This is a genomic window from Catellatospora sp. NPDC049133 (genome assembly GCF_040648455.1).
GTDB classification, from domain to species: Bacteria; Actinomycetota; Actinomycetes; order Mycobacteriales; family Micromonosporaceae; genus Catellatospora; species Catellatospora aurea.
In genome coordinates this window covers 214,993-239,825 of sequence record NZ_JBEZDT010000002.1, presented here as the reverse complement: position 1 = coordinate 239,825, position 24,833 = coordinate 214,993, and the positions used below count along the sequence as shown (strand labels likewise).

Annotated in this window: 20 protein-coding genes and 1 pseudogene; 13 read left to right on the top strand and 8 right to left on the bottom strand. The window is 72.4% G+C overall.

All coding sequences use genetic code 11. From position 1 onward, the window contains the following. Positions 1-16: 16 nt before the first annotated feature. Both gabT and AB0B35_RS03340 read right to left on the bottom strand, forming a co-directional pair. The gene (gene gabT / locus AB0B35_RS03345) at positions 17-1,294 is read right to left on the bottom strand and encodes a 4-aminobutyrate--2-oxoglutarate transaminase (RefSeq protein ID WP_361040092.1); all 1,278 of its coding nucleotides are present in this window, start codon (positions 1,292-1,294) and stop codon (positions 17-19) included. A 2-nt stretch (positions 1,295-1,296) separates the two neighbouring features. Continuing rightward, the gene (locus AB0B35_RS03340) at positions 1,297-2,727 is read right to left on the bottom strand and encodes a gamma-aminobutyraldehyde dehydrogenase (protein ID WP_361040090.1); all 1,431 of its coding nucleotides are present in this window, start codon (positions 2,725-2,727) and stop codon (positions 1,297-1,299) included. Between the two features lie 83 nt (positions 2,728-2,810). Here AB0B35_RS03340 and AB0B35_RS03335 point away from each other — a divergent pair, with 83 nt between their 5' ends. From AB0B35_RS03335 to efeB, 10 genes are all read left to right on the top strand, one after another. Further along, positions 2,811-4,244 carry an aldehyde dehydrogenase family protein gene (locus AB0B35_RS03335; RefSeq protein ID WP_361040087.1) on the top strand — a complete coding sequence of 478 codons (1,434 nt, stop codon included), beginning with the start codon at positions 2,811-2,813 and terminating at the stop codon, positions 4,242-4,244. A 257-nt stretch (positions 4,245-4,501) separates the two neighbouring features. Further along, the gene (locus AB0B35_RS03330) at positions 4,502-5,881 is read left to right on the top strand and encodes a phosphomannomutase/phosphoglucomutase (protein WP_361040084.1); all 1,380 of its coding nucleotides are present in this window, start codon (positions 4,502-4,504) and stop codon (positions 5,879-5,881) included. 95 nt (positions 5,882-5,976) lie between these two features. Continuing rightward, the gene (locus AB0B35_RS03325; RefSeq protein ID WP_203689343.1) at positions 5,977-6,159 is read left to right on the top strand and encodes a Trm112 family protein; all 183 of its coding nucleotides are present in this window, start codon (positions 5,977-5,979) and stop codon (positions 6,157-6,159) included. Then, positions 6,159-7,361 carry an SIS domain-containing protein gene (locus tag AB0B35_RS03320; protein WP_361040082.1) on the top strand — a complete coding sequence of 401 codons (1,203 nt, stop codon included), beginning with the start codon at positions 6,159-6,161 and terminating at the stop codon, positions 7,359-7,361. Before AB0B35_RS03325 ends, AB0B35_RS03320 begins: the two co-directional genes overlap by 1 nt. Before the next feature lie 43 nt (positions 7,362-7,404). Beyond that, a complete protein-coding gene (locus AB0B35_RS03315; protein ID WP_361040080.1) occupies positions 7,405-8,343 on the top strand; it encodes a cation diffusion facilitator family transporter in 939 nt (312 codons plus the stop codon). A gap of 2 nt (positions 8,344-8,345) precedes the next feature. Then, the gene (gene manA / locus AB0B35_RS03310) at positions 8,346-9,509 is read left to right on the top strand and encodes a mannose-6-phosphate isomerase, class I (RefSeq protein ID WP_361040078.1); all 1,164 of its coding nucleotides are present in this window, start codon (positions 8,346-8,348) and stop codon (positions 9,507-9,509) included. 383 nt (positions 9,510-9,892) lie between these two features. Next, positions 9,893-11,344, top strand: coding sequence for an adenosylhomocysteinase (gene ahcY / locus AB0B35_RS03305; protein WP_361040076.1), 1,452 nt, complete (start codon positions 9,893-9,895; stop codon positions 11,342-11,344). Positions 11,345-11,507: 163 nt separating this feature from the next. Next, positions 11,508-12,380: an iron uptake transporter permease EfeU gene (efeU, locus tag AB0B35_RS03300; RefSeq protein WP_361040074.1), complete on the top strand. Its 873-nt coding sequence runs from the start codon at positions 11,508-11,510 to the stop codon at positions 12,378-12,380. 28 nt (positions 12,381-12,408) lie between these two features. After that, positions 12,409-13,536, top strand: coding sequence for an iron uptake system protein EfeO (gene efeO, locus AB0B35_RS03295; RefSeq protein ID WP_361040072.1), 1,128 nt, complete (start codon positions 12,409-12,411; stop codon positions 13,534-13,536). A gap of 71 nt (positions 13,537-13,607) precedes the next feature. Further along, positions 13,608-14,867, top strand: a complete 1,260-nt coding sequence (gene efeB, locus AB0B35_RS03290; RefSeq protein ID WP_361040070.1) for an iron uptake transporter deferrochelatase/peroxidase subunit — start codon at positions 13,608-13,610, stop codon at positions 14,865-14,867. A 207-nt stretch (positions 14,868-15,074) separates the two neighbouring features. Here the strand turns inward: efeB and AB0B35_RS03285 are convergent, their stop codons facing one another. Continuing rightward, complete coding sequence (locus tag AB0B35_RS03285; RefSeq protein ID WP_361040068.1) at positions 15,075-16,043, bottom strand: RDD family protein; 969 nt, start codon at positions 16,041-16,043, stop codon at positions 15,075-15,077. Between the two features lie 81 nt (positions 16,044-16,124). On the opposite strand from AB0B35_RS03285, the gene AB0B35_RS03280 reads away from it, so the two are divergent. Further along, positions 16,125-17,138, top strand: a complete 1,014-nt coding sequence (locus AB0B35_RS03280; protein ID WP_361040066.1) for a stage II sporulation protein M — start codon at positions 16,125-16,127, stop codon at positions 17,136-17,138. Here the strand turns inward: AB0B35_RS03280 and AB0B35_RS03275 are convergent. From AB0B35_RS03275 to AB0B35_RS03255, 5 genes are read right to left on the bottom strand one after another with little or no spacing between them, the layout of a single operon-like run. Continuing rightward, positions 17,105-18,418: a DUF58 domain-containing protein gene (locus AB0B35_RS03275; protein WP_361040064.1), complete on the bottom strand. Its 1,314-nt coding sequence runs from the start codon at positions 18,416-18,418 to the stop codon at positions 17,105-17,107. The genes AB0B35_RS03280 and AB0B35_RS03275 overlap by 34 nt on opposite strands. A 6-nt stretch (positions 18,419-18,424) precedes the next feature. After that, complete coding sequence (locus AB0B35_RS03270; RefSeq protein WP_361040061.1) at positions 18,425-19,402, bottom strand: MoxR family ATPase; 978 nt, start codon at positions 19,400-19,402, stop codon at positions 18,425-18,427. After that, positions 19,399-20,622 carry a DUF4350 domain-containing protein gene (locus AB0B35_RS03265; RefSeq protein WP_361040058.1) on the bottom strand — a complete coding sequence of 408 codons (1,224 nt, stop codon included), beginning with the start codon at positions 20,620-20,622 and terminating at the stop codon, positions 19,399-19,401. Before AB0B35_RS03265 ends, AB0B35_RS03270 begins: the two co-directional genes overlap by 4 nt. Beyond that, positions 20,619-21,185: a DUF4129 domain-containing protein gene (locus tag AB0B35_RS03260; protein WP_361040056.1), complete on the bottom strand. Its 567-nt coding sequence runs from the start codon at positions 21,183-21,185 to the stop codon at positions 20,619-20,621. Before AB0B35_RS03260 ends, AB0B35_RS03265 begins: the two co-directional genes overlap by 4 nt. Beyond that, positions 21,185-22,039, bottom strand: a complete 855-nt coding sequence (locus AB0B35_RS03255) for a hypothetical protein (RefSeq protein WP_361040054.1) — start codon at positions 22,037-22,039, stop codon at positions 21,185-21,187. Before AB0B35_RS03255 ends, AB0B35_RS03260 begins: the two co-directional genes overlap by 1 nt. 239 nt (positions 22,040-22,278) lie before the next feature. On the opposite strand from AB0B35_RS03255, the gene mtrA reads away from it, so the two are divergent. Further along, entirely contained in the window at positions 22,279-22,968 is a 690-nt protein-coding gene (mtrA, locus tag AB0B35_RS03250; protein WP_120316862.1) for an MtrAB system response regulator MtrA, read from the top strand. A 159-nt stretch (positions 22,969-23,127) separates the two neighbouring features. Continuing rightward, positions 23,128-24,729: pseudogene (gene mtrB, locus AB0B35_RS03245) on the top strand (MtrAB system histidine kinase MtrB); the annotation flags it as partial. Between the last annotated feature and the right edge of the window lie 104 nt (positions 24,730-24,833).

The following is a 24,833-nucleotide window of genomic DNA, read 5'->3' as shown; positions in this document are numbered from 1 at the left end:
GTGCCCTTCCTTGTGCTCAGGTGGTGGTGGCGAAGGCCTGGTCGAGGATGGTGAGGCCGCGGTCGAGGTCTTCGTCGGAGATGACCAGGGGCGGGAGGAAACGGAAGACGTTGCCCCAGGTGCCGCAGGTCAGGGTGAGCAGGCCGGCGGCGTGGCAGGCCTTGTTGACCGCGCCGGTGAGGACCGGGTCGGGGTCGAGGGTGCCGGGTTTGACGAGTTCGATGGCGATCATCGCGCCGCGGCCGCGGACCTCGGCGATCTGCGGGTACTTGTCGGCCAGGGTGGACAGGCGGTCGGTGAGCACGGTGCCGATGCGGCGGGCCGTCGTGGTGAGGTCCAGGTCGCGCATGGTCTGGATGGAGGCCAGGGCGGCGGCGCAGGCGAGCGGGTTGCCGCCGTACGTGCCGCCGAGGCCGCCGACGTGCACCGCGTCCATGATCTCCGCCCGGCCGGTGACCGCCGCGAGGGGCAGGCCGCCCGCGATGCCCTTGGCCGTGGTGATCAGATCCGGGACGACCCGCTCGTGCGTGGAGGCGAACCAGTCGCCGGTACGGCAGAAGCCGGTCTGGATCTCGTCGGCGACATACAGCGCCCCGTTCGCCGAGGCCCAGGACGCCAGGGCGGGCAGGAACCCGGGCGCGGGCACCACGAAGCCGCCCTCGCCCTGGATCGGCTCGATGACGATCGCGGCCACGTTCTGCGCCCCGACCTGCGTCGTGATCATGTCGGTGGCGCGGGCGGCGGCCTGCTCGCCGGTGAGGCCGTCGCGCAGCGGGTACGACATCGGCGCCCGGTAGACCTCCGGCGCGAACGGCCCGAACCCGTGCTTGTACGGCATGTTCTTCGCGGTCAGCGCCATGGTCAGGTTCGTCCGGCCGTGGTAGCCGTGCTCGAACACGATCACCGCGGACCGCCCGGTGGCGTACCGGGCGATCTTCACGGCGTTCTCGACGGCCTCCGCGCCGGAGTTGAACAGCGCCGAGCGCTTCTCGAAGTCACCCGGTGTCAGCTCGTTGAGCTGCTCGCACACCGACACGTACGACTCGTACGGCGTCACCATGAAGCAGGTGTGAGTGAAGCGTTCGACCTGCTCGCGCACCGCGGCGACGACCGCGGGGGCGCTGTTGCCGACGTTGGTGACGGCGATGCCGGCCGCGAAGTCGATCCACTCCCGCCCGTCGACGTCGGTCAGCGTGCCGCCGCTCGCGTGGTCCACGTAGGAGGGCAGCACCGAGCCGACGCCACGGGCCACCGCGCCCACGCGGCGCGCGTGGATCTCAGAGGACGTGCTCAAGATCATTCTCCGATGTTGTGCATGACGTGCTTGACCCGGGTGTAGTCCTCCAGGCCGTACGCGGACAGGTCCTTGCCGTAGCCGGACTGCTTGAAGCCGCCGTGCGGCATCTCGGCGACCAGCGGGATGTGAGTGTTGATCCACACGCAGCCGAAGTCGAGGCGCCTGCTCAGCCGCATCGCCCGCCCGTGGTCGGCGGTCCACACGCTGGAGGCCAGCCCGTACCGGCAGTCGTTGGCGTAACGCAGCGCCTCCGCCTCGTCGGCGACCTTCTGCACCGTGATGACCGGCCCGAACACCTCGTCGGTGACGATCTCGTCGCCCTGGATCAGGTCCGCGACGACGGTCGGCGCGAAGAAGTAGCCGCGCTCGCCGACGCGCTCGCCGCCGGTGGTGACCCGGGCGTGCGCGGGCAGCCGCTCGATGAAGCCGGCGACCTTGGCGAGCTGGTTGGCGTTGTTGAGCGGGCCGTAGAGCACGTCCTCGTCGTCGGCGGCACCGGTCTTGAGGCTGCGGGCCTGCTCGGTGAGGGCTTCGACGAACGCGTCGTACGCCCCCTCGGTGACCAGCACCCGGGTGGCCGCGGTGCAGTCCTGGCCCGCGTTGAAGAACCCGGCGATCGCGATGCCCTCGGCGGCCGCGGCGACGTCGGCGTCGTCGAACACCAGCACCGGGGCCTTGCCGCCCAGCTCCAGGTGGGTGCGCTTGAGCGCGGGCGCGGCCGACGCGGCGACCTCGGACCCGGCCCGGGTGGAGCCGGTGATGGAGACCATGGCCGGGGTCGGGTGCGCGACCAGGGCGCGGCCGGTGTCGCGGTCGCCGCAGACCACGTTGAGCACGCCCGGCGGCAGGAACTCGGCCGCGATCTCGGCCAGCAGCAGGGTCGACATCGGGGTGGTGTCCGACGGCTTGAGGACCACGGTGTTGCCCGCGGCGATCGCCGGCGCGAACTTCCACACCGCCATCATCAGCGGATAGTTCCAGGGCGTGACCTGCGCGCAGACGCCGATCGGCTCGCGGCGCACGTAGCTGGTCATGTTCGCCATGTACTCGCCGGCCGCGCGGCCCTCCAGCAGCCGGGCGGCACCGGCGAAGAAGCGGATCTGGTCGATCGCGGGCGGCAGCTCCTCGCTCGCGGTCAGGTGCAGCGGCTTGCCGGTGTTGCGGCTCTCCAGGGCGACCAGCTCGGCGGCGCGCGCCTCGACCGCGTCCGCGATCTTCAGCAGGGCCTTCTGGCGCTCGCTGGGTGTGGTGTCGCGCCAGGTCTCGAACGCGGCGGCCGCCGCGGCCACGGCGTCCTCGACGTCCTGCTTGCCGGAGACCGGCGTCTGGGCGAGAACTTCCCCGGTGCACGGGTCGATGAGGTCGGCGTAGCCGCCGTCGACGGGAGCTACGTACTTTCCGTTGATGAAGTTGGCAAGTTTCTCTGTCATCGGTGGCATAGAGCTATCCTCGCGACGAAATCCGTGTCGAGCAAGGGTCTTGAGCAACTGTTTCCGTGCGTTAGGGTGGGCGTATGGCCGATCGGACCCCGTACTGGATCGCCGGTTCCCCGGAGACCAGTGATGATCTCGTTGATGTACGCAATCCCTACGACGGGCGCGTGGTCGGTCAGACCGCCAACGCTACGCCTGAGCAGGTGGAAAACGCGGTAGCGGCCGCGGCGAAGGTCGCGCCGGACGCGGCCCGGCTGCCCGCCGCGGCACGGGCCGCCGCGCTCGACCACGTGAGCCGCCGGCTGGCCGAACGGGGCGACGAGGTCGCCGCGCTCATCAGCGCCGAAAACGGCAAACCGCTCATGTGGGCCAAGGCCGAACTCGGCCGCGCGGTCTCCACGTTCCGGTGGGCCGCCGAGGAGGCGCGCCGCTTCTCCGGCGAGCTGATGCGGCTGGACACCGACCCCGCCGCGGCCGGGCGCATGGCCGTCGTACGGCGCTTCCCCAAGGGCCCGGTGCTGGGCATCAGCCCGTTCAACTTCCCGCTGAACCTGGTCGCGCACAAGGTCGCCCCGGCCATCGCGGTCGGCGCGCCGATCATCGTCAAGCCCGCCCCGGCCACCCCGCTGTCCGCGCTGCTGCTCGGCGAGCTGCTGGCCGAGACCGACCTGCCCGCGGGCATGTTCTCGGTGGTGCCGGTGCCCAACGAGCGCGCCGCCGCCCTGGTCGCCGACCCGCGGCTGCCCGTGGTCTCGTTCACCGGGTCCGGGCCGGTCGGCGCGCAGATCCAGGCCGCGGTGCCGCACAAGCACGTGACGCTGGAGCTGGGCGGCAACGCCGCCGCGGTGGTCTGCGGCGACTACGCCGACCTGGCCTGGGCGGCCCAGCGCATCGCCCTGTTCAGCAACTACCAGGCCGGGCAGAGCTGCATCGCGGTGCAACGGGTGATCGTGCACCGGGACCAGGCTGCGGCGTTCGTGCCGAAGCTGGTCGAGGCGGTGCGGGGGCTCAAGACCGGTGACCCGGCCGCAGCCGACACCCAGGTCGGGCCGATGATCAGCGAGGCGGCGGCGGAGCGGGTGCAGAGCTGGGTGGACGAGGCCGTCGCCGCCGGTGCGACGGTGCTGACCGGGGGCACGCGTGACGGCTCGACATACGCGCCCACGGTGCTGGCCGACGTGCCCGCCGACGCGAAGGTCGCCTGCGACGAGGTGTTCGGACCGGTGCTGGTCGTCTCCACGGTGGACTCCGACGAGGCCGCGTTCGCGGCCGTCAACGACTCGGCGTTCGGCCTGCAGGCGGGCGTCTTCACCGGCAACGTGCAGACGGCGTTCACGGCGCACGCGACGTTGCAGGTCGGGGGCGTGATCGTCGGGGATGTGCCGTCGTTCCGCGCCGACCAGATGCCGTACGGCGGCGTGAAGGGCTCCGGCACCGGCCGCGAGGGCCTGCGCAGCGCCATGGACGACTACACCGACCCCCGCGTCCTCGTCCTCACCGGGCTGCAACTCTGACGATCACGCCACAACCGACAGTGATCGCGAAACGCGCCCCGGAGGCCTCGGCCCCGGGGCGCGTCGCCGTCGTTGATCGTTGGACTTGCCAGGCACCTGGTCGAATCGTTGTTCAAGATACGCACGGGTGCCAGGCAAGTCCGTCGATCCTGGGCGGGCGGGGCGCAGTGTTCACGCGGTGTACGCGCGCGCCCGGACGGGGTACGTAACGTGCAGTGGTTAGGGTGAAGCAGATAGCTGAGGCTTAAGGAGATGTTGTGTCTGACCTGTCCCAGATCGTCAAGGCGTACGACGTTCGCGGCACCGTGCCGGACCAGCTGAACGAGCCGGTGGCCGGTGCGCTGGGCCGGGCGTTCGCGCAGACGCTGCGGGCGCTGGGGGAGGACCGCGGGACCGTCGTGGTCGCGCACGACATGCGCGACTCCGGGCCGTCGCTGGTCAAGGCCTTCACCGACGGCGTACGCGCCGAGGGGATCAACGTGATCAACGCGGGTCTCGGCTCGACCGACCTGCTCTACTACGCGTCCGGCATCCTCGACCTGCCCGGGGCCATGTTCACGGCGAGCCACAACCCGGCCCAGTACAACGGCATCAAGCTGTGCTTCGCCGGGGCCAAGCCGGTCGGGCAGGCCAGCGGCCTGGCCGCGATCCGCGAGCGGGCGCAGGAGCTGCTGGACACGCGGGCCGAGATGCCCGCTCCCGCGGGCGAGATCGAGACGCGCGAGATGCTGGCCGACTACGCGGCGCACCTGCGCCTGCTGGTTGACCTGCGCGGGATCCGGCCGCTGAAGGTGGTCGTCGACGCGGGCAACGGCATGGGCGGGTACACCGTGCCCGCGGTGCTGGGCGACGCGGTGCTCGACCCGCTGCCGCTGGAGATCGTGCCGCTGTACTTCGAGCTGGACGGCTCGTTCCCGAACCACGAGGCCAACCCGCTGGAGCCGGCCAACCTGGTGGACCTGCAGGCCGCGGTGCGCGAGCACGGGGCGGACCTGGGCCTGGCCTTCGACGGCGACGCCGACCGCTGCTTCGTGGTCGACGCCGACGGCGCGCCGGTCTCCCCGTCGGCGGTGACGGCGCTGGTCGCGACGCGGGAGCTGGCCAAGCACCCCGGGTCCACGATCATCCACAACCTGATCACCTCGGCGGCGGTGCCGGAGATCGTGCGCGAGCACGGCGGCACCCCGGTCCGTACGCGGGTGGGCCACTCCTTCATCAAGGCGGAGATGGCGACCACCGGCGCGGTCTTCGGTGGCGAGCACTCGGCGCACTACTACTTCCGCGACTTCTGGGGCGCCGACACCGGCATGCTGGCCGCGATGCACGTGCTGGCCGCGCTGGGCGAGCAGTCCGGACCGCTGTCGGAGCTGGGCGCGCAGTTCGAGCGGTACACCGCCTCGGGTGAGATCAACTCGGTGGTGGCGGACCAGGGCGCGAAACTGGCGCAGGTGCGCGCGCACTTCGCCGGGGAGAAGCAGGACGAGCTGGACGGCCTGACCGTGACCTTCGCCGACGGCAGCTGGGTCAACCTGCGCGCCTCCAACACCGAGCCGCTGCTGCGGCTCAACGTCGAGGCGGCGACGCCGGAGCGGATGTCGGAGCTGCGCGACGAGGTGCTGAAGCTGGTCCGTGGGTAGGCTGCTTCGCGGAACGTGGTGAGCACGCGACGCGCCCATGGCGCGTCGCGGTGCGCCGCGTTCGGAGCTCAGCCGGCGATCTGAAGGAGCCTTACGTGTCGCTCGCCCCGCAACTGCTCGAAGTCCTCGCCTGCCCGGCGGAGGATCATGCGCCGCTGACCCACGACGCCGCGGCGCAGACGCTGACCTGCACCTCCTGCAGCCGGGTCTACCCGGTGCGGGACGGGCTGCCGGTGCTGCTGCTCGACGAGGTGCTCACCGCCCCGGCGGGTGAGTGATGAGCGGCCCGATCGACGGCGCCGCGGGTGTGCGCGGCAACCGCTTCTTCGACGAGGCCCTGCTGGACAACGCACCGGCGCTGGCCGCGCGCGACCCGGGCGGCATGCTCAGGGCGATCGCGTCGGCCGGCGCGCAGGTGCGCGAGGCCACCACGCTGACGGCCGAGACCGACCTGAGCCACCTGGCCGACGAGGGCCGGCCGCGGGCGGTCGTGGTGGTCGGCGCGGGCACGGCCGCGCGCACCGGTGACATCCTGACGACGATCGCGGGGCCGCGCTGCCTCGTGCCGGTGCTGACCCACCGCAGCGTGGAGGTGCCGGGCTGGATCGGCGCGGCCGACGTGGTGATCGCCGTGTCGGCGTCGGGCCGCTCGCCCGAGGCGCTGGCCGTGGCCGAGGTGGCGGGCCGTCGCGGCGCGCGGCTGGTCGCCATCGGCGCGCCGGGTTCGCCGCTGCAGTCGGTGGCCGAGCGCTATCGCGCCCCGTTCATCCCGGTGCCGCGGCGCGGCGCGGCGCGGGCCAACCTGTGGGGCCTGACCGTGCCGGTGCTGCTCACCGCACGCGCGCTGGGCCTGGTCAAGGTCAACGAGGCGGACCTCGCCGAGACGGCGGTGCGTCTGGACCAGGACGCCGACCGCTGCCGGCCGACCGCCGAGACGTTCGTCAACCTCTCCAAGACCCTGGCCCTGAACATGGCCGGCTCGGTGCCGGTCATCTGGGGCGACTCGCCGCTGGCCGCCGTGGCCGCGGTCCGGTACGGCGACATGCTCTCCGCCAACGCCCGCTACCCGGTCGTCACCGACGCGCTCGGCGAGGCCGGACGCGGCCGGGTGGGTCTGCTCGACGGTGTGTTCGGCGCGCTGGCCGCGTTGGAGCGGGACATCTTCGCTGATCCCGAGCTCGACGACGTGACGGCCGACCCCCCTCGTCTGCGGGTGGTGCTGCTGTGCGACGGTGGGCTCGCCGACGAGAACAGTGCGGCGCAGACGACGGACCGGCGAGCCGAGGTGGTGCAGGACATCGCGGCGAGGCGCGGGATCGAGGTGGACGTGCTCACCGCCGAAGGCGGATCGGCGCTGGAGCGGTTCGCCTCACTGGTCGCGGCGACGGACTTCGCCTCGGTCTACCTCGGCCTCGGGCATGGCCTGGATCCGATGGCGGTGCCGGCCGTCACGGAGCTGAAGGAGCAGTTGCGCAAGTGAGCGAGCGAGGCAAGCTCAACAACTACATCACCGGGACACGAGCATGAGCGCGGGCGGCGGCACCAAGGCGATCGTCGCCGCGCTGCTGGCGAACGTGGGAATCGCGATCACGAAGTTCATCGCGTGGGCCCTGTCCGGGTCGTCGTCGATGCTGGCGGAGGCGATCCACTCGGTCGCCGACTCGGGCAACCAGGTGCTGCTGCTGTTCGGCGGCCGCCGGGCCCAGCGCCAGGCGACCCCGCTGCACCCGTTCGGCTTCGGCCGGGAGCGGTACATCTACGCGTTCATCGTGTCGATCGTCCTGTTCAGCGTGGGTGGCCTGTTCGCGCTGTATGAGGCGTACCACAAGTACCACGAGGCCATCCACAGCGAGAACAAGGGCGCGATCACCAGCTGGCAGTGGCTGCCGGTCACGGTGCTGATCGTCGCGATCATCCTGGAGTCGTTCTCCTTCCGCACCGCGATCGTCGAGTCCAACGCGGTGCGCGGCAACGCCTCCTGGAAGGAGTTCATCCGGCGGGCCAAGGCGCCGGAGCTGCCGGTGATCCTGCTGGAGGACCTCGGCGCGCTGGTGGGTCTGATCTTCGCCCTGTTCGGCGTGTCCATGACCCTGATCACCGGTAACGGCCTGTGGGACGCCCTCGGCACTATGATGATCGGTCTCCTGCTCGTCGTCATCGCCGTGGTGCTGGCGATCGAGACCAAGAGCCTGCTGCTCGGCGAGTCGGCCACCGACGAGCACGTCAAGGCGATCGCCTCGGCGATCGAGAGCGGGCCCGAGGTGGAGCGCCTGATCCACATGCGCACCATGCACCTCGGCCCGGAGGAGCTGCTGGTCGCCGCGAAGATCGCCGTCAAGCACGACGAGACGGCCGACGACGTGGCCAGGGGCATCGACGCCACCGAGCGGAGGATCCGCGAGGCGGTGCCGATCGCCAAGCTGATCTACATCGAACCGGACATCTACCACCAGAAGGGCTGAGCGTGCGCCGACTCCACAACCGCATCCGGCCCTACGCGTGGGGCTCGCGCGACGTGATCGCGCGGGTGCAGGGCCGGCCCGTGCCCAGCGAGGGCCCCGAGGCCGAGCTGTGGGTCGGCGCACATCCCGACTGCTCCTCCCTGGTGGACGACGTTCCGCTGGTCGACGTGATCGCGTCGGCGCCGGGCGACCTGCTCGGCGCCGACGCGCTCGACCGCTTCGGCGTACGCCTGCCGTACCTGCTCAAGCTGCTGGCGGCGGAGCGCTCGCTGTCGCTGCAGGCGCACCCCGACGCGCGGCAGGCGGCCGACGGCTACGCGGCCGAGGACGCGGCCGGCGTGCCGCGCGGGGCCGCCCACCGCAGTTACGTCGACGGCAACCACAAGCCCGAGCTGCTCGTGGCGTACACCGAGTTCGAGGCGCTCTGCGGGTTCCGGCCCGCGGCCGAGTCGGCGGACCTGGTCGACGCGCTCGGCGTCATGGCGCTCAAGCCGGTGGTCGGCGCGCTGGCCGTGGGCGACCTGCGGGAGGCGGTGCGGGCGCTGCTGAGCTGGCCCGCGGCCGCTCGCGCGGACCTGGTCGACCAGGCGGTGGCGGCGTCCGGCGACCTGCCCGACGGGCCGGCCGGCGGCGGTCCGCGGGGCCTGGTGCGGCTGCTGGCCCACGACTACCCCGGCGACGTCGGGGTGCTGGTCGCGCTGCTGCTCAACCACGTGGTGCTGGCTCCGGGGCAGGGCATCTGGATGCCCGCCGGCAACCTGCACGGCTACCTGCGCGGGGCCGGGGTCGAGATCATGGCGGCCAGCGACAACGTGCTGCGCGGCGGGCTGACCCCCAAGCACGTGAACGTGCCGGAGCTGCTGCGGGTGCTGCGTTTCGAGCCGCTGTACGCACCGGTGCGCGATCCGGAGCCGGTCGCGCCGGGCGTGGACACCTGGTCGGTGCCGGTGGAGGACTTCCGGCTGCACCGCATCCGCGTGGCCGGCGGTGAGGCGGCGCTCGACCCGGCGGGTCCGCGTACCGCGCTGTGCATGGCGGGGGCGGTGACCGTCGCCGACGGCTCGGGCTCGGTGCCGCTGAGCGGCGGCGAGGCCGCGTTCGGGGCCGCGGCCGGCGGAAAGATGATCTTTTCGGGCACCGGAGAGGTGTTCCTGGGGTCGCTCTGAGGGCCCTCCTGCTCCACAACAGACGTTGGCCTGCCTGGTTGAAAATGAACCCCATTTCTCAGCCGGGCAGGCCTTTTCGCGTACCCGGGGACCGGCGCGACACGGCGACGCGCGCGACTTGAGGGTTCTGCTTGACAGTGGAAGTGCGGAGTGTAGCCTTTTACTCACGCAGCGTTATCGGGATCATTTCAGTCCGAGCCACGCGCGGGGGAACCAAACCGGGGGGAGTGTGGCCCGGTCTTCGAGGCGGAGGGTCCGTCCGGAGACCGGGCCACACGTATGGCCCCGGACCGACGCACCGTCCCGGCCGGTTCTCGGTCCCTGGGACGGGGAGAAGTAGGCTGTACCTCGCACTGGTCAGCCGACCGATTGGGAGTTCATCTATGGCCCGCACCCTTGCCCCCGGCGACTTCAAGGTCGCCGATCTGTCCCTCGCGGCGTTCGGCCGCAAGGAGATCCAGCTCGCCGAGCACGAGATGCCCGGCCTGATGGCGGTCCGCCGTGAGTACGCCGCCGCCCAGCCGCTGGCGGGGGCACGCATCGCCGGTTCGCTGCACATGACCGTGCAGACCGCGGTGCTGATCGAGACGCTGGTCGCGCTGGGCGCCGAGGTGCGCTGGGCCAGCTGCAACATCTTCTCCACCCAGGACCACGCCGCCGCCGCGATCGCGGTCGGCCCCGAGGGCTCCCCCGACGCGCCGGCCGGTGTGCCGGTCTTCGCCTGGAAGGGCGAGACGCTGGAGGAGTACTGGTGGTGCACCGAGCAGATCCTGCAGTGGCCCGGTGGCGAGGGCCCGAACATGATCCTCGACGACGGCGGTGACGCCACCCTGCTCGTGCACAAGGGCGTCGAGTTCGAGGCGGCCGGCGCGGTGCCCTCGCCCGAGACCGCCGACTCCGAGGAGTACGCGATCATCCTCGGCGTGCTGCAGCGCTCGCTGGTCGAGGACGCCAAGCGCTGGACCACCATCGCGGCCGGCATCAAGGGCGTCACCGAGGAGACCACCACCGGCGTGCACCGCCTCTACGAGATGCAGCAGACCGGCTCGCTGCTCTTTCCGGCGATCAACGTCAACGACTCGGTCACCAAGAGCAAGTTCGACAACAAGTACGGTTGCCGCCACTCGCTCATCGACGGCATCAACCGGGCCACCGACGTGCTGATCGGCGGCAAGGTCGCGGTCGTGGCCGGCTACGGCGACGTGGGCAAGGGCTGCGCCGAGTCGCTGCGCGGCCAGGGCGCCCGGGTCATCGTCACCGAGATCGACCCGATCTGCGCGCTGCAGGCCGCGATGGACGGCTACCAGGTCGCCACCATGGAGGACGTGGTCGCCACCGCGGACATCTTCATCACCGCGACCGGCTGCAAGGACGTCATCACCGGCGAGCAGATGAGCCGGATGAAGCACCAGGCCATCGTGGGCAACATCGGCCACTTCGACAACGAGATCGACATGGCCGGGCTGGGCAAGATCTCCGGTGTCGAGCGGATCAACATCAAGCCGCAGGTCGACGAGTGGCGCTTCGCCGACGGCCACTCGATCATCGTGCTGTCCGAGGGCCGGCTGCTGAACCTGGGCAACGCCACCGGCCACCCGTCGTTCGTGATGAGCAACAGCTTCACCAACCAGGTCATCGCGCAGATCGAGCTGTTCACCAAGCTCGACCAGTACCCGGTGGGCGTCTACACGCTGTCCAAGCAGCTCGACGAGAAGGTGGCCCGGCTGCACCTGGACGCCCTCGGCGTCCGGCTGACCGAGCTGACCAAGTCGCAGGCCGAGTACCTCGGCGTGGCTGTCGAGGGTCCCTACAAGGCGGACCACTACCGGTACTGATATCGGTACTCCAGAAAAGGGCGTCCCGCTGGGGCGCCCTTTTCCATGTTCTGGACCCGCTCCAATGAAACGACGGGGATCGACTTCTCAGCTGATGGACACCTACGCTAAGGTACGCCTCGCCTTAGTAAGGCAAGGCTGGTCTATCAACTGAGGTGGTGCCATGGATGCCAACGTCTTCCTCCCCACGTTCCTGATCGGGCTGCGGGAAGGCCTGGAGGCGACGCTCGTCGTCACCATCCTGGTGGCTTTCCTGGTCAAGACCGATCGCCGGGACCGGCTGCGCTTCGTCTGGCTCGGCGTGGCCGTGGCCGCGGCGCTGTCCGTGGGCTTCGCGGCGGTGCTGCAGTACACCAGTGCGCACCTGGAGTTCGAGCGGCAGGAGCTGTTCGAGGCGGTCACCTCGATCCTCGCCGTGGTGTTCGTCACGTGGATGATTTTCTGGATGCGCCGGGCCGCCCGCTCCATCTCGGGTGAGCTGCGCGCCAAGCTCGACGCCGCCATCGCGCTCGGGCCGCTCGCCGTGGTCGTCACCGCCTTCCTCGCCGTAGCGCGCGAAGGCCTGGAGACCTCGCTCATCTTCTTCGCGACCGTGCAGGGCGCCACCTCGACCTGGTCGGTGGTCGCGGTCCTGACCGGCATCGCCACCTCGATCGCGCTGGGCTTCCTGATGTACCGCAGCGCCCTGAAGATCAACCTGACGAAGTTCTTCACCTGGACCGGGGTGCTGCTGGTGCTGGTCGCCGCGGGCATCCTCAAGTACGGCGTGCACGACCTGCTCGAAGCGGGGGTGCTGCCCGGTCTGAACACCCTCGCGTTCGACATCTCCGCGGCGCTGCCGCCGACGACCTGGTATGCGGAGCTGCTGCGCGGCACGTTGAACTTCACCCCCGCGCCGACCGTGCTGGAGACCATCGCCTGGGTCGCGTACGCGGTGCCGGTGCTCGTGCTCTTCCTGCTGCCGCACCGTCCGGCGACGCCGCCGGCCGCCCCTGCTCCCGCCCCCGCGCCGGTCGCCACCGGCGGCGACCGCTGAAACCACCCTCGAAACACAGGAGCCACCCATGCGCAAGCTCTCCGTGCTCACGGCGACCGCCGTGCTCGGCCTGGGCATGTCCGCCTGCACCACCGACCCCGAGCCGGCCGCCCCCGGTGACACCACCGGCCCGATCGCGGTCAAGGCGACCGACTCGACCTGCGAGGTCGGCCGGGCCGAGACCGCCGCCGGCACGGTCACCTTCACCATCGCCAACGGCGGCGCCAAGGTCACCGAGTTCTACGTGTACGCGGCCGGCGACCGGGTGATGGGCGAGGTCGAGAACATCGCCCCCGGGCTGACCCGCGAGCTGAAGGTCGAGCTGACCGCCGGCACGTACGAGACCGCCTGCAAGCCGGGCATGATCGGCAAGGGCATCCGGGGCGCGTTCAAGGTCACCGGTTCGGCCGCGCCGCTGACCGCCGACGCCAAGCTCGCCGAGGCCACCGCGAACTACCAGCGCTACATCCAGAGCCAGACCGCAGCGCTGCTGCCCAAGACCGAGGAGTTCGTCGCCGCGATCAAGGCCGGGGACGCCGAGAAGGCCAAGGCGCTGTTCCCGATCGCGCGCACCTACTGGGAGCGCATCGAGCCGGTGGCCGAGATCTTCGGCGACCTGGACCCGAAGATCGACGGCCGGGCCGAGGTGATCGAGGAAGGCATGGCCTTCACCGGCTTCCACCGCCTGGAGCAGGACCTGTGGGAGAAGAAGGACATCTCCAAGTCCGGCCCGATCGCCGACCAGCTGCTGGTCGACGTGAAGGAGATCGTGGCCAAGGCCAACGCGGAGAAGCTGTCCCCGCTGCAGCTGGCAAACGGCGCGAAGGAGCTGCTGGACGAGGTCGCCTCCGGCAAGATCACCGGCGAGGAGGACCGCTACTCGCACACCGACCTGTGGGACTTCGCCGCCAACGTCGAGGGCTCCAAGGCCGCCGTGCAGGCGCTGCGCCCGACCCTGGAGGAGCGCGCCCCGGAGCTGGTCACCGCCCTGGACACCGCGTTCGCCAACGTGGACACCGCGCTGGGCAAGCACCGCGCCGGTGACGGCTGGAAGCTGCACAACCAGCTCAGCCAGGCCGAGCTGAAGGAGCTCAGCGACGTGATCAACGCGCTCGCCGAGCCGATCAGCAAGGTCGCCGCGGTCGTCGCCAAGTAGTCACCCGTCCGCCGGTCCGGGAGCTCCTACAGCTCCCGGACCGGCGCCGGATCCCGGAAGAGGTGGAGCAGATGGTTTCGCGACGGGTGGCCCTGACCGCGGCCGGAGTCGGCATCGCGGGTGTGGCCGGTGCGGCGGCCGTGGGTGCCGCGATGATGGGTGACGACCGGTCGCCCGCAGCGGCGTCGCCGGGCGACGCGGTGCCGTTCTACGGCGAGCACCAGGCGGGCATCGTCACGCCCGCGCAGGACCGGCTGTACTTCGCCGCGTTCGACGTGATCACGAAGGACCGCGCGAAGCTGGCCGAGATGCTGCGCGAGTGGACCGCCGCGGCGGCGCGCATGACCCAGGGCCGCGACGCGGGCCTGCTCGGCGCGGTCGGCGGCCAGGCCGAGGCCCCGCCGGACGACACCGGCGAGGCCCTCGGGCTGCCGGCCAGCGGGCTGACCCTCACCATCGGCTTCGGCCGCAGCCTGTTCCGCGACGCGGCGGGCGCCGACCGGTTCGGCATCGCCGACCGGATGCCCGCCGCGCTGGAGCCGCTGCCGCACTTCCCGGGCGACGCGCTGCGCCCCGAGATCAGCGACGGCGACCTGTGCGTACAGGCCTGCGCCAACGACCCGCAGGTGGCGGTGCACGCGATCCGCAACCTGGCCCGGATCGGCTTCGGCGTGGTCTCCATCCGCTACTCCCAGCTCGGGTTCGGGCGCACCTCCAGCACGTCGCGTGAGCAGGCCACCGCCCGCAACCTGATGGGCTTCAAGGACGGCACCCGCAACATGAAGCTGGAGGACACCGAGCTGCTGCGCGAGCAGCTGTGGGCGCGGGCCGAGGACGGCGCGGCGTGGATGGCGGGCGGCTCCTACCTGGTCACCCGGCGTATCCGGATGACCGTCGAGACCTGGGACCGCACCCCGCTGGCCGAGCAGGAGGCGATCTTCGGCCGGGACAAGGGCGAGGGCGCGCCGCTCGGGCAGGCCAAGGAGTTCGACGAGCCGGACTTCGCGGCCAAGGGCGCCGACGGCGAACCGGTCATCGCGAAGGAAGCCCACATCCGGCTGGCCCACCCCGACTTCAACAGCGGGGCCCACCTGCTGCGGCGCGGTTACAACTTCGTGGACGGCTCCGACGGGCTGGGCCGCCTGGACGCGGGGCTGTTCTTCATCGCGTACCAGCGCGACCCGCGCAAGCAGTTCGTGCCTGTGCAGCGCAGCCTGGCCCGCGCCGACATCCTCAACGAGTACATCCGGCACGTCTCCAGCGGCCTGTGGGCCTGCCCGCCCGGCGTCACCGGCGACGGCGACCACTGGGGCCGGGCGCTTTTCGCCTGACCTGCCCGCGGCGGCGGGCAGGCACCGGGCACAGCAAGGTATCGCGGCGAGGGGTTACATCTTTTTCGATGTGGCCACATCAAAAAAGATGTAACCGAGGACCCGGCTACCCTCGCCCGTCGGTGGACGTGCCGTCGGGTGGTCTCGACAGACCCGCCCATCAGGCCGGGGCGACCGGCCGGCGAGCGTCCGTGGGTCCGACCCCGGTCAGGCCGGGGCGGCCGGGCGCAGTGATCGCGGGTCGGCCGCAGAGCCGGTCGGCTGGCCGGGGATGAGCGGCGTGGAGCCACCGGGCGGGGTTCCGCCGGGGACGGCGGCGGGCACCGGGGTGGGCACGGGTGCGAACAGCTCCGGCCACAGCATGGCGTGGCTGGCGCGGTCGCGGGCCAGGCGGCGGGCCGCGCGGCTGTGCCGCTCGCCGATCACGGCCGCGAGATAGGCCCAGCCGGGGGTGTCCGCTGGGGGACCGGGCGTGACGCAGGCGGCGATCTCGGTGGCCAGGGCGTGCCCGAGCCGGGTGCGGTACGGCTCGCTCAGCCCGCGGCTGCGGGCCAGGAAGTGCCGGGCCGCGAGCGCCAGTTCGTCGTCGAGGCCGGTCAGGTCGAGGGTCGACGCCCAGCGGGCCAGCGGCGGCGGGGTCGTCGGGATCCAGCCCCAGCCCTCCGGGGTGCGGTCGTGGATGACGATGGTGCCCGCGACCACGTCGGCCAGGCGCTTGCCACGTGGCGAGCCGGTCAGCACCACCAGGCTCACCGCCCAGTTCACGATCAGCAGCATGCCGGGCCACTCCAGGGTCGCCCCGACCAGCGCGCGGGTGAAGGACTGGCGCAGCGTGATCGGGCCGCCGTCGTCGCGCACCACCCGCAGGCCCATCGCGAGCTTGCCCAGCGACCGGCCCCGGGTCAGCACCAGCAGCAGGGTGGGGTAGCCCACGGCCGTCAAAACCAGGGCGATGATGTAAGACGCGTTCATGCTGGCCGCGTCGGCGAGCCCGGTGAGGCCGAAGAAGGCCACCAGCGCGATCGCCAGCCCGAAGAACAGGACGGCCTGCGCCATGATGTCGATCATCAGGGCGGGCACCCGCGAACCCGCGCGGGCAAGCCGGACCTCCAGGTGTACGGCCTCGCCGCTGACCAGCCCCGCCGTGCTCTCCACCGTGTCCTGCCCCTGCCGCATCGGCACAGTGAATCACAGGCCCGCGCGCCGCGACTGCCCCCGCTAGGCTGCACGGCGGACGACCGGGGAGAGGACGAACGGGTGGACCTGGACGCGTACGTGGCCGAGCACCGCGGCGAGTGGCGGCGCCTGGAGGTGCTGAGCCGTCGGCGCAAACCCACCGCGGCCGAGGCCGACGAGATGGTGCTGCTGTACCAGCGGGTCGCCACCCACCTGTCCGTGGTGCGCAGCCGCACGCCGGATCCGGCGCTGGTGGCCGAACTGTCCCGGCTGGTGCTGTCGGCCCGCGCGGCGATCACCGGGGCGCAGCCGGTGGACTGGCGGCGGGTGCCCCGGTTCCTGGCCCACGACCTGCCGCTCGCCTTCTACCAGGCCCGCCGCTGGTGGATCGCTTCCGCGGTGTGCTTCCTGCTGGTGGCGGCGGCGGTGGCGGCCTGGGTGATCGGTGACCCGACCCTGCCGAGGGCCTTCGGCATGTCCGAGGCGGACATCGACAGCCTGGTGAACCACGACTTCGAGAGCTACTACAGCGAGAACTTCGCACCGAACTTCGGCCTGCTGGTGTGGACCAACAACGCCTGGATCGCCGCGCAGTGCCTGGCCGCCGGGGTGCTGCTGCTGCCGGTGGCGTTCATCCTGTGGCAGAACGCGCTGAGCATCGGCATGGTCGCCGGACTGATGATCGGCAACGGCCGCGGCGACGTCTTCTTCGGCCTGATCGCCCCGCACGGCCTGCTGGAGCTGACCGCGATCTTCGTGTCGGCCGGGGTCGGTTTGCGGGTCGGCTGGGCCTGGGTGGTGCCCGGACCGCTGCTGACCCGGGGGCAGTCGCTGGCCGCGGCCGCGCGGCAGGGCATCACCGGCGCGGTCGGCCTGGTCGGCGTGCTCGCCGTGGCGGGCCTGCTGGAGGCGTTCGTGACGCCGTCGTTCCTGCCACTGATCGTGCGGGACGCGATCGGTGTGCTGGTGTGGAGCCTGTTCCTGGCGTACGTCTTCGTGCTGGGCCGCCGCGCCGAGCGCGCCGACCTCGTGCTCGCCGTCGACGGCCCGGACCGCGCCGGTCAGAGCCTGCCGGTGGCCTTCAAGGCGAGGTAGACGTCGGTGACCTGGCCGGCGAACGTGTCCGCCGGGAAGTCCAGCACCTCCACGCCGTACTTGGCCAGCGCGGTGCTGAGCTTCTCCCTGTCGGCCAGCGCCCGGGTGCCCGCCGCTGCGGCGTAGACCTCGTTCGCGCCGTGCAGCGGGGTGGTGGCGAGCGCGTTCAGGGCCGGGTCGTGCACGGCGGCGATGAGCACCTTGTGCCGCGCGGCCAGCCGCGGGAGCACCGGCAGCAGCCCTTCGCCGAGGGCCCCCGGCTCCAGCGCGGTGAACACCACCACCAGCGAACGCTTGCGTTCCCGGCGCAGCACCTCGCTGGTGATCAGCTCGAAGTCGGTCTCCACCATCGCGGGGTGCAGCGGGGCCACCGCGTTGATGAGGCGGGGCAGGGTGGCGCGGCCGTGCGAACCGGCCACCACCGCGCGCACCCGGTGGTCGGCCGCGATGAGGTCGACCTGGTCGCCGGCCTCCTGCGCCACCGCGGCCAGCAGCAGCGCGGCGTCCATGGCGGCGTCGAGGCGGGGCTCGTCGCCGACCCGGACCGCGCTGGTGCGGCCGGTGTCCAGCACGCACACGATGCGCCGCGAGCGCTCGGGCCGCCAGGTGCGCACCATGACGTCGCGCCGCCGGGCGGTGGCCCGCCAGTCGATCGAGCGCACGTCGTCGCCGGGCACGTACTCGCGGAGCACGTCGAACTCGGTGCCCTGGCCGCGGCCCCGGATCGCGGTCGCGCCCTCCACGGTGCGCAGCCGGGCCAGCTTTTCCGGCAGGTGCTTGCGGGACGTGAACCGGGGGAGCACCCGCAGCGTCCACGGCGGCCGGTGGGCGGCCTGGCGCACGGCCAGCCCGAGCGGGCCGTGGCTGCGCACGACGACCTGCTCGGCGGCGCGGTCGCCGCGGCGGGTGGGAGTCAGCGTGGTGGTCAGCGTCGCCGCCTCGCCCGCGGCCAGGACCAGCGGGTGGGCGTACGGCGCCGCCCCGGCCGAGGGCACCCAGGCGTCGCGCACCAGCAGCCGGGCGTCGACGCCGCTGCGGTTCGCCACCGTCAGCGCGGCGGCGACGTCCTCGCCGAGCCGCACCACGGCCCCCGGAGTCTCGCGCCGCACGGTGATCCGGCGCGGGTCGGCGGCCAGCGCCCAGTCGGCGAGCACGGCTGCCGCGACGAGCGCCAGCAGCACGCCGGACAGCGCCCACGGCGCGACGCCGTACAGCGCCGACAGCACGCCGACGACCGGCGCGCACAGCGCGGCCAGCAGGGCGGCACGAGCGGTGGGCACGCCGCCCTACCGCGGGGTGGGCACGGAGGCGAGCACGGCGTCGAGGACCGACTCGGCGGTGACCCCCTCCAGCTCCGCCTCGGGCGTCAGCCGCAGCCGGTGCCGCAGCGTGGGCCGGGCCATCACCTTCACGTCGTCCGGCGTCACGTGGTCGCGGCCGCCCAGCCACGCCCATGCCTTCGCGGTGGCCAGCAGCGACGTCGCGCCACGGGGCGAGGCTCCCAGCTCCACCGACGGGGTGGCCCGGGTGGCCCGGCAGACGTCCACGATGTATCCCAGCACCGGCTCGGTCACGGTGACCCGGCCGACCGCCTCCCTGGCCGCGGCCAGCTCCGCCGGCCCGGCGACCGCCTTGATGCCGACCGCGCCGAGGTCGCGCGGGTCGAAGCCGGCGTGGTGGGCGCGCAGCACCCCCAGCTCCTCCTCGCGGGCGGGCAGCGGCACGGTCAGCTTCAGCAGGAAGCGGTCCACCTGCGCCTCGGGCAGCGGGTAGGTGCCCTCGTGCTCGATCGGGTTCTGCGTCGCGGCGACCAGGAACGGCTCGGGCAGCGCCCGGGTCACGCCGTCCGCGGAGACCTGGCGCTCCTCCATGACCTCCAGCAGCGAGGACTGGGTCTTCGGCGGCGTCCGGTTGATCTCGTCGGCCAGCAGCAGGTTGGTGAAGACCGGGCCGGGCCGGAACTGGAACTCCGCGCTGCGCGGGTCGTAGATCACCGAGCCGGTCACGTCACCGGGCATCAGGTCGGGCGTGAACTGGATGCGCTTCATCTCCAGGTCCAGGGCCGCGCCGAGGCTGCGTACCAGCAGGGTCTTGGCGACCCCGGGCGGGCCCTCCAGCAGCACGTGCCCGCGGCACAGCAGGGCGATGACCAGGCCGGCGACGACGCCGTCCTGGCCGACCACCGCCTTGGCCACCTCCGCGCGCAGCCGGCCGAGCGCCTCGCGGGCGGGTTCGGCGTGCTCGGTCGTCAACGGCTCGGTCACCGGTGCTCTCCTTCTTCGACAGGTCGTGCGGTCACGTGTTCGACCAGGTCCCGCAGCTCCACGGCGCGGGTGTGCAGCTCTTCGTCGGTCTCCGGCGGCGGCCCGTAGAGGATCTCGCCGAGCCGGTGCGGGTGCTCGCCGGTGCGCGCCTGCAGCGCGGGCAGCAGCGTGCCGGATTCCGCCGTGGCGGGCAGGCCCAGCGCCACGGCCAGCCTGCGCCGGGCGGCGGCCCGCAGCGTCTCCAGCGCCGGGCCACGGGCCTTGACCCGCCGGTAGAGCCTTCCTCGCCCGGCCGCGGTCTCGGCAGCGGGCACCTCGACGGGCAGCGCCTCCGGCACGGGCGGGCCCAGCCGGCGGCCGCGCGCCAGGACGATCGTCAGCGTCGCCGCCAGCAGTGTCACCACCACCCAGAACAGCCAGTCGGGGAACGGGCTCGGGCCCTCCCGCCGCTCCGGCTGCTCGGTCTGCGGCCGGGGGCTCACCTCGGTTCGCGGCCTCGGCGGCGTCGGCGGGACCGCCTCCCGCTCGTGCAGGTCGAGCCAGACCAGGGTGCTCTTCGCACTGAGCAGGTCGAGCGCGAGCCCGGTGTTGTCGTGCTCGGCGGCCCGGACCGCCCGGAACGGGTCGGCGCTGCCGACGAGCACGAACTCGACGCCGTACTCGAAGACCCGGACCACGCCGCCGTCGTAGCAGCTCTCGACCGTGGCGACCGAGTCCTCCCACCGCGCGTAGCGGGTCCGCACCACGGCGGCCGGACCGGCGTCGGTCAGCCTGCAGTCCGCGCCGCGGCCGGTCACGCCGGTCGCCCAGCGCCGCCGGGCCGCCCCGAGCGTGTCGACGGCCTGCCCGGTCTCGCTGTCGTCCGGTTCCACCAGCACCACGCGGGTCCGGTCGGGCAGCCAGGACAGCCTGCTCAACTGGCCCCGGTACGGGTAGCCGGGGGTGGGCACGAACAGCGTCGCGTCCCCATCGGCGGCCTCCACCGCGTCGAAGGCCTCGTCGCTGCCGGTGACCCGGCGGATCGTCACGCCCCGGGCACGCAGCTGCTCGGCCAGCCCGGCCGCGCTGTCCGGGCCGTCGCCGACCGGCGACAGGTACGCCGGGTCGGACGGCGACGGCTCCTCGACCTCGTGCGCGATCACCGAGAAGCCGAGCAGCGCCACGACCGGCAGGAACGGCAGCACCAGCCGCCAGCGGCGGCGTCGGGTCCGGGTCGTCATCGTCCACCTCGCACCAGTTCGTGCACGGTGGCCAGGTGGCCCCGCATCTGCTCGTCGTCCGCGGCGGTCGCCGGGCGCTGGGCGTACCAGATGCCGGAGAAGACACCCGTCGCGCTCTGCAGGGCAGGTCCCAGTTCCGGACGGGCCCCGCCGGCGGCGCGCGCCAGCTCGGTCACCGTCCAGCCGGGCACGTGCTCGACGACGCCCCGGTCGACGAGTTCGCGGACCATGGCCCGCAGCCGCTCGCGCACCGCCTCGGCCCAGCGGCCCTCGGCCGCGTAGCGGTCGGCCTGGGAGAGGTAGACCTCCGGTGCCAGCGCGGGCAGCTCCTCCACCCCGGTCTCGTCCTCGTCCGGATCGGGCCGGTCGCCGGTCGGCTCGGTGTACGACACCGACTCGTCGGCCCGCTTCGCCCGCCGCATCCGCCAGCGTTTGGGCAGCCAGCCCGGGTAGGTGAACCACAGCACCGCGACGATGGCCGCGAGCAGCAGGAGCAGCGGCGCCGCCAGCCCGAACGGGACGACGTCGTCGAAGAGCGCGACAAGTTCGTTCCACCCGCGCATCAGCGTGCCGCCAGCATCTCGGGGCCGGGCTCGCGGTGCCGGGCGGCTCCGGTCAGCCACAGGTCGAGGCCCTCCTGCCGGACCCGCGACTCGATCAGCAGCGCGGCGTCCAGGGCCGCCAGGCTGGCGTACGCCAGCGTGTTGGCCGCGACGATCAGCGGCACCAGCAGCCACTCCCCGGCCTCGGCGGACAGCGGCAGGTATTCCAGCCCGGCCAGCAGGCCCAGGAAGAAGGCGAAGCGGATGAGCAGCCAGGAGGCATAGCCGATGATCCGGACCGCGGCCCCGCGCATGCCCCCGCGGAAGGCCAGCCCGGCCCCGCGCTTGAGCGCGCCGAACGGCCCGCGCCGCTCGATCGTCACCGCGACCGCGGCCAGCCCGAACAGCGGGTATCCGAGCAGCCAGACCGGGCCGAGGAACGCCCCGAGCGCCGACGGCACCGCCGCGACCAGGCCCACCAGCGCGATCGCCGTGCCCTGCCGGCGGCGGTCCTGCCACCGGCTCCGGGGGACCGGCTTGCCGGTGACGGCGGCGACCGCGGCCCGGCCCGCCGGCCCGCCGAGCCAGGCGATGATCAGAGCCTCCAGGCCCGCCCCGGCGGCCAGCAGCACCCAGTAGCCGCCGCTGAGATCGGGTACGCCCTCGCTGAGGCGGATGTCCAGGCTCAGCCGTCCGGGCACCAGCACCGCCTGCTCCAGCGCGGCGAGCACCGCGGCGGTCACCAGCAGCGCTGCGGCGCGGCGGCGTACCAGCTCGGAAGCGGTGTCCAGCAGCTCGCCCAGGGTGAGCGGGCGCAGCGGCAGCGCTTCGTCACGCGGCAGCCGGCGCGCGGCCGAGGGCGCGGCGCGTTCCAATCGTCGCTCCGAGGGGTGTCGGCGGACCGTGGGGGAGTCCCCGCACGATGCGCGAGCGCGGCGGGGACGGACCATGTTCCGGGGGTGGCGGAGGCCGCCGCCATCCTGGCACGGCGTGGCCACATACGTGGCCCCTACCCTGGCCGATCGGACGAGATCGGTGAAGCGGGTTCGTGTCTCGGCGGGTGGGATGGGATATTGGACGGCATGAGCGAGCCGATGATGCCGAGGTTTACCGCATGAGGGCCCGTGTCCTGGTGGTGGACGACGATCCCGCGCTCGCCGAGATGCTCGGCATCGTGCTGCGCAGCGAGGGGTTCGTGCCGGCGTTCGTCGCCGACGGCGAGCGGGCCCTGGCCGCGTTCCGCGAGGCGCGCCCCGACGTGGTGCTGCTGGACCTGATGCTGCCCGGCATGAGCGGGCTGGACGTCTGCCGTGCCATCCGGGCCGAGTCCGGCGTGCCGATCGTGATGCTGACCGCCAAGAGCGACACCGTCGACGTGGTGCTGGGCCTGGAGTCCGGGGCCGACGACTACGTGGTCAAGCCGTTCAAGCCCAAGGAGCTGGTGGCCCGGGTGCGGGCCCGGCTGCGCCGGGGCGAGGACGTCACCCCCGAGCTGCTGACCATCGGGCCGCCGGACAACCAGATCATCATCGACGTGCCGGCGCACACGGTGACCCGCAACGGGGCCGAGGTGAAGCTGACCCCGCTGGAGTTCGACCTGCTGGTGGCGCTGGCCCGCAAGCCGCGCCAGGTGTTCACCCGCGAGGTGCTGCTGGAGCAGGTGTGGGGCTACCGCCACTCCGCGGACACCCGCCTGGTGAACGTGCACGTGCAGCGGCTCCGGGCCAAGATCGAACCGGATCCCGAGCGCCCGGAGATCATCTTGACCGTTCGCGGCGTGGGCTACAAAGCCGGCACCAGCTAACCTTGTCCGACCGTGACCACCCCCACCCCCACCCCTGTTGAGCTGCCCGAACCCCGCGAGGCGGGGGTCGACGGGCAGCGTGCGGGCGTGCCCGGACGCGCCGCTCAGGCGAATGCCGCGCTCAAGCGGCTGGTGAAGAAGACGGCCCGGGTCCCCGCGCTGCGCCCCGCGGCGCGGCGGCTGGCCCCGGGCGTGCGCCAGGCCCGGCGGATCTGGCGGCGCTCGCTGCAGCTGCGCATGGTCACCATCACCCTGCTCTGCTCCAGCGTGCTGGTCGGCGGCTTCGGCTACCTGATCGCCGACAGCAGCACCAAGAGCCTGCTGCGCGGGGCGGAAGAGGACGCCGAGAGCCAGTTCCTCAAGGGTGTACAGGACGCGACCGAACAGCTCGGGACCATTCCGAGCGCGGAGAGCCCGGACATGCCGCGCCAGGTGACCGGACTGCTGGGCACCCTGGCTGGCCCCGGCCAGGGCAGCGTCGTGGTGTCGATGCAGTTCAGCAAGGAGCTCACCTCGAACGTGCCCGGTGGCAGCGAGGGGCTGTCCTGGCCGCAGGGCCCGAAGCTCACCCAGGTGATCACCCAGGAGCTGAAGGAGTCGGTCCGGAACACCCCTGACTACTACCACCAGTACGTCTCGGCGAATCTCGGCGATGCGGCCACCGGACACGGCAGGACCCGTACGTACCTCGTCTACGGCTCCCCGGTGCCCGCGCCGAAGCTGTCGGGCGGCTCGGTCGAGCTCTACTACCTCTTTCCGGTGGACACCGAGGTCGAGGTCGCCGGGGATATCCAGTCGACGGTGAGCTTCGTAGGCGTCGCGCTGGTGCTGCTGCTCGGCATGGTCACCGCACTGGTGACCCGGGCGACGGTCAGCCCGGTACGGGTGGCGGCCCGCACCGCCCAGCGGCTGTCCGCCGGCCTGCTCGACCAGCGGATGGTCGTCAAGGGCGAGGACGAGATGGCGCTGCTCGCCGACGCGTTCAACCAGATGGCAGCCAACCTGCAGCGCCAGATCGTGCGCCTGGAGGAGATGTCGCGCCTGCAGCGTCGGTTCACCTCGGACGTCTCGCACGAACTGCGCACCCCGCTGACCACCGTGCGGATGGCCGCCGACCTGCTCTACTCCCAGCGCGAGGACTTCGACCCGGCCTCGGCGCGCAGCGCCGAGCTGCTGCAGGCGGAGCTGGACCGGTTCGAGGAGCTGCTCACCGACCTGCTGGAGATCAGCCGGTTCGACGCCGGATTCGCGATGCTGGACTCCGAGCCGACCGACCTGGTCACCGTCGTGCGCCGGGTGACCGAGCGGCTGGAATCCGTGGCCGAGCGGGTCGGGGTGAGCCTGGAGCTGGTCTCGCCAGATCCCCCGATCATCGCCGAGATCGACCCGCGCCGGGTGGAGCGGATTCTGCGCAACCTGGTGGGCAACGCGGTTGACCACGGCGAGGGGCAGCCGGTGACGATCACTCTGGGCATGGACGCGCGTGCGGTCGCCATCACCGTGCGGGACCACGGGGTGGGCCTGAAGCCGGGCGAGGAGAAGCTGGTGTTCAACCGGTTCTGGCGGGCCGACCCATCCCGCGCCCGGCAGACCGGCGGCACGGGACTCGGGCTGTCGATCAGCCTTGAGGACGCCCGGCTGCACGGCGGCTGGCTGGAGGCGTGGGGCGCGCCGGGCAACGGCGCTCAGTTCCGGCTCACGCTGCCGGTCCGGGCCGGGGGCCGGCTGGCGGGCTCGCCGCTGCCGCTGATCCCGGTCGAGCCGGCGGTGGCGCGTCAGCGCGCGGAACAGCCGGGAGTGCCGGCGTGACGCGGGCCAGGCCGGTCGTGCGGGTCGGGGCCGCCGATCGGCGTGACGAGGAGCGG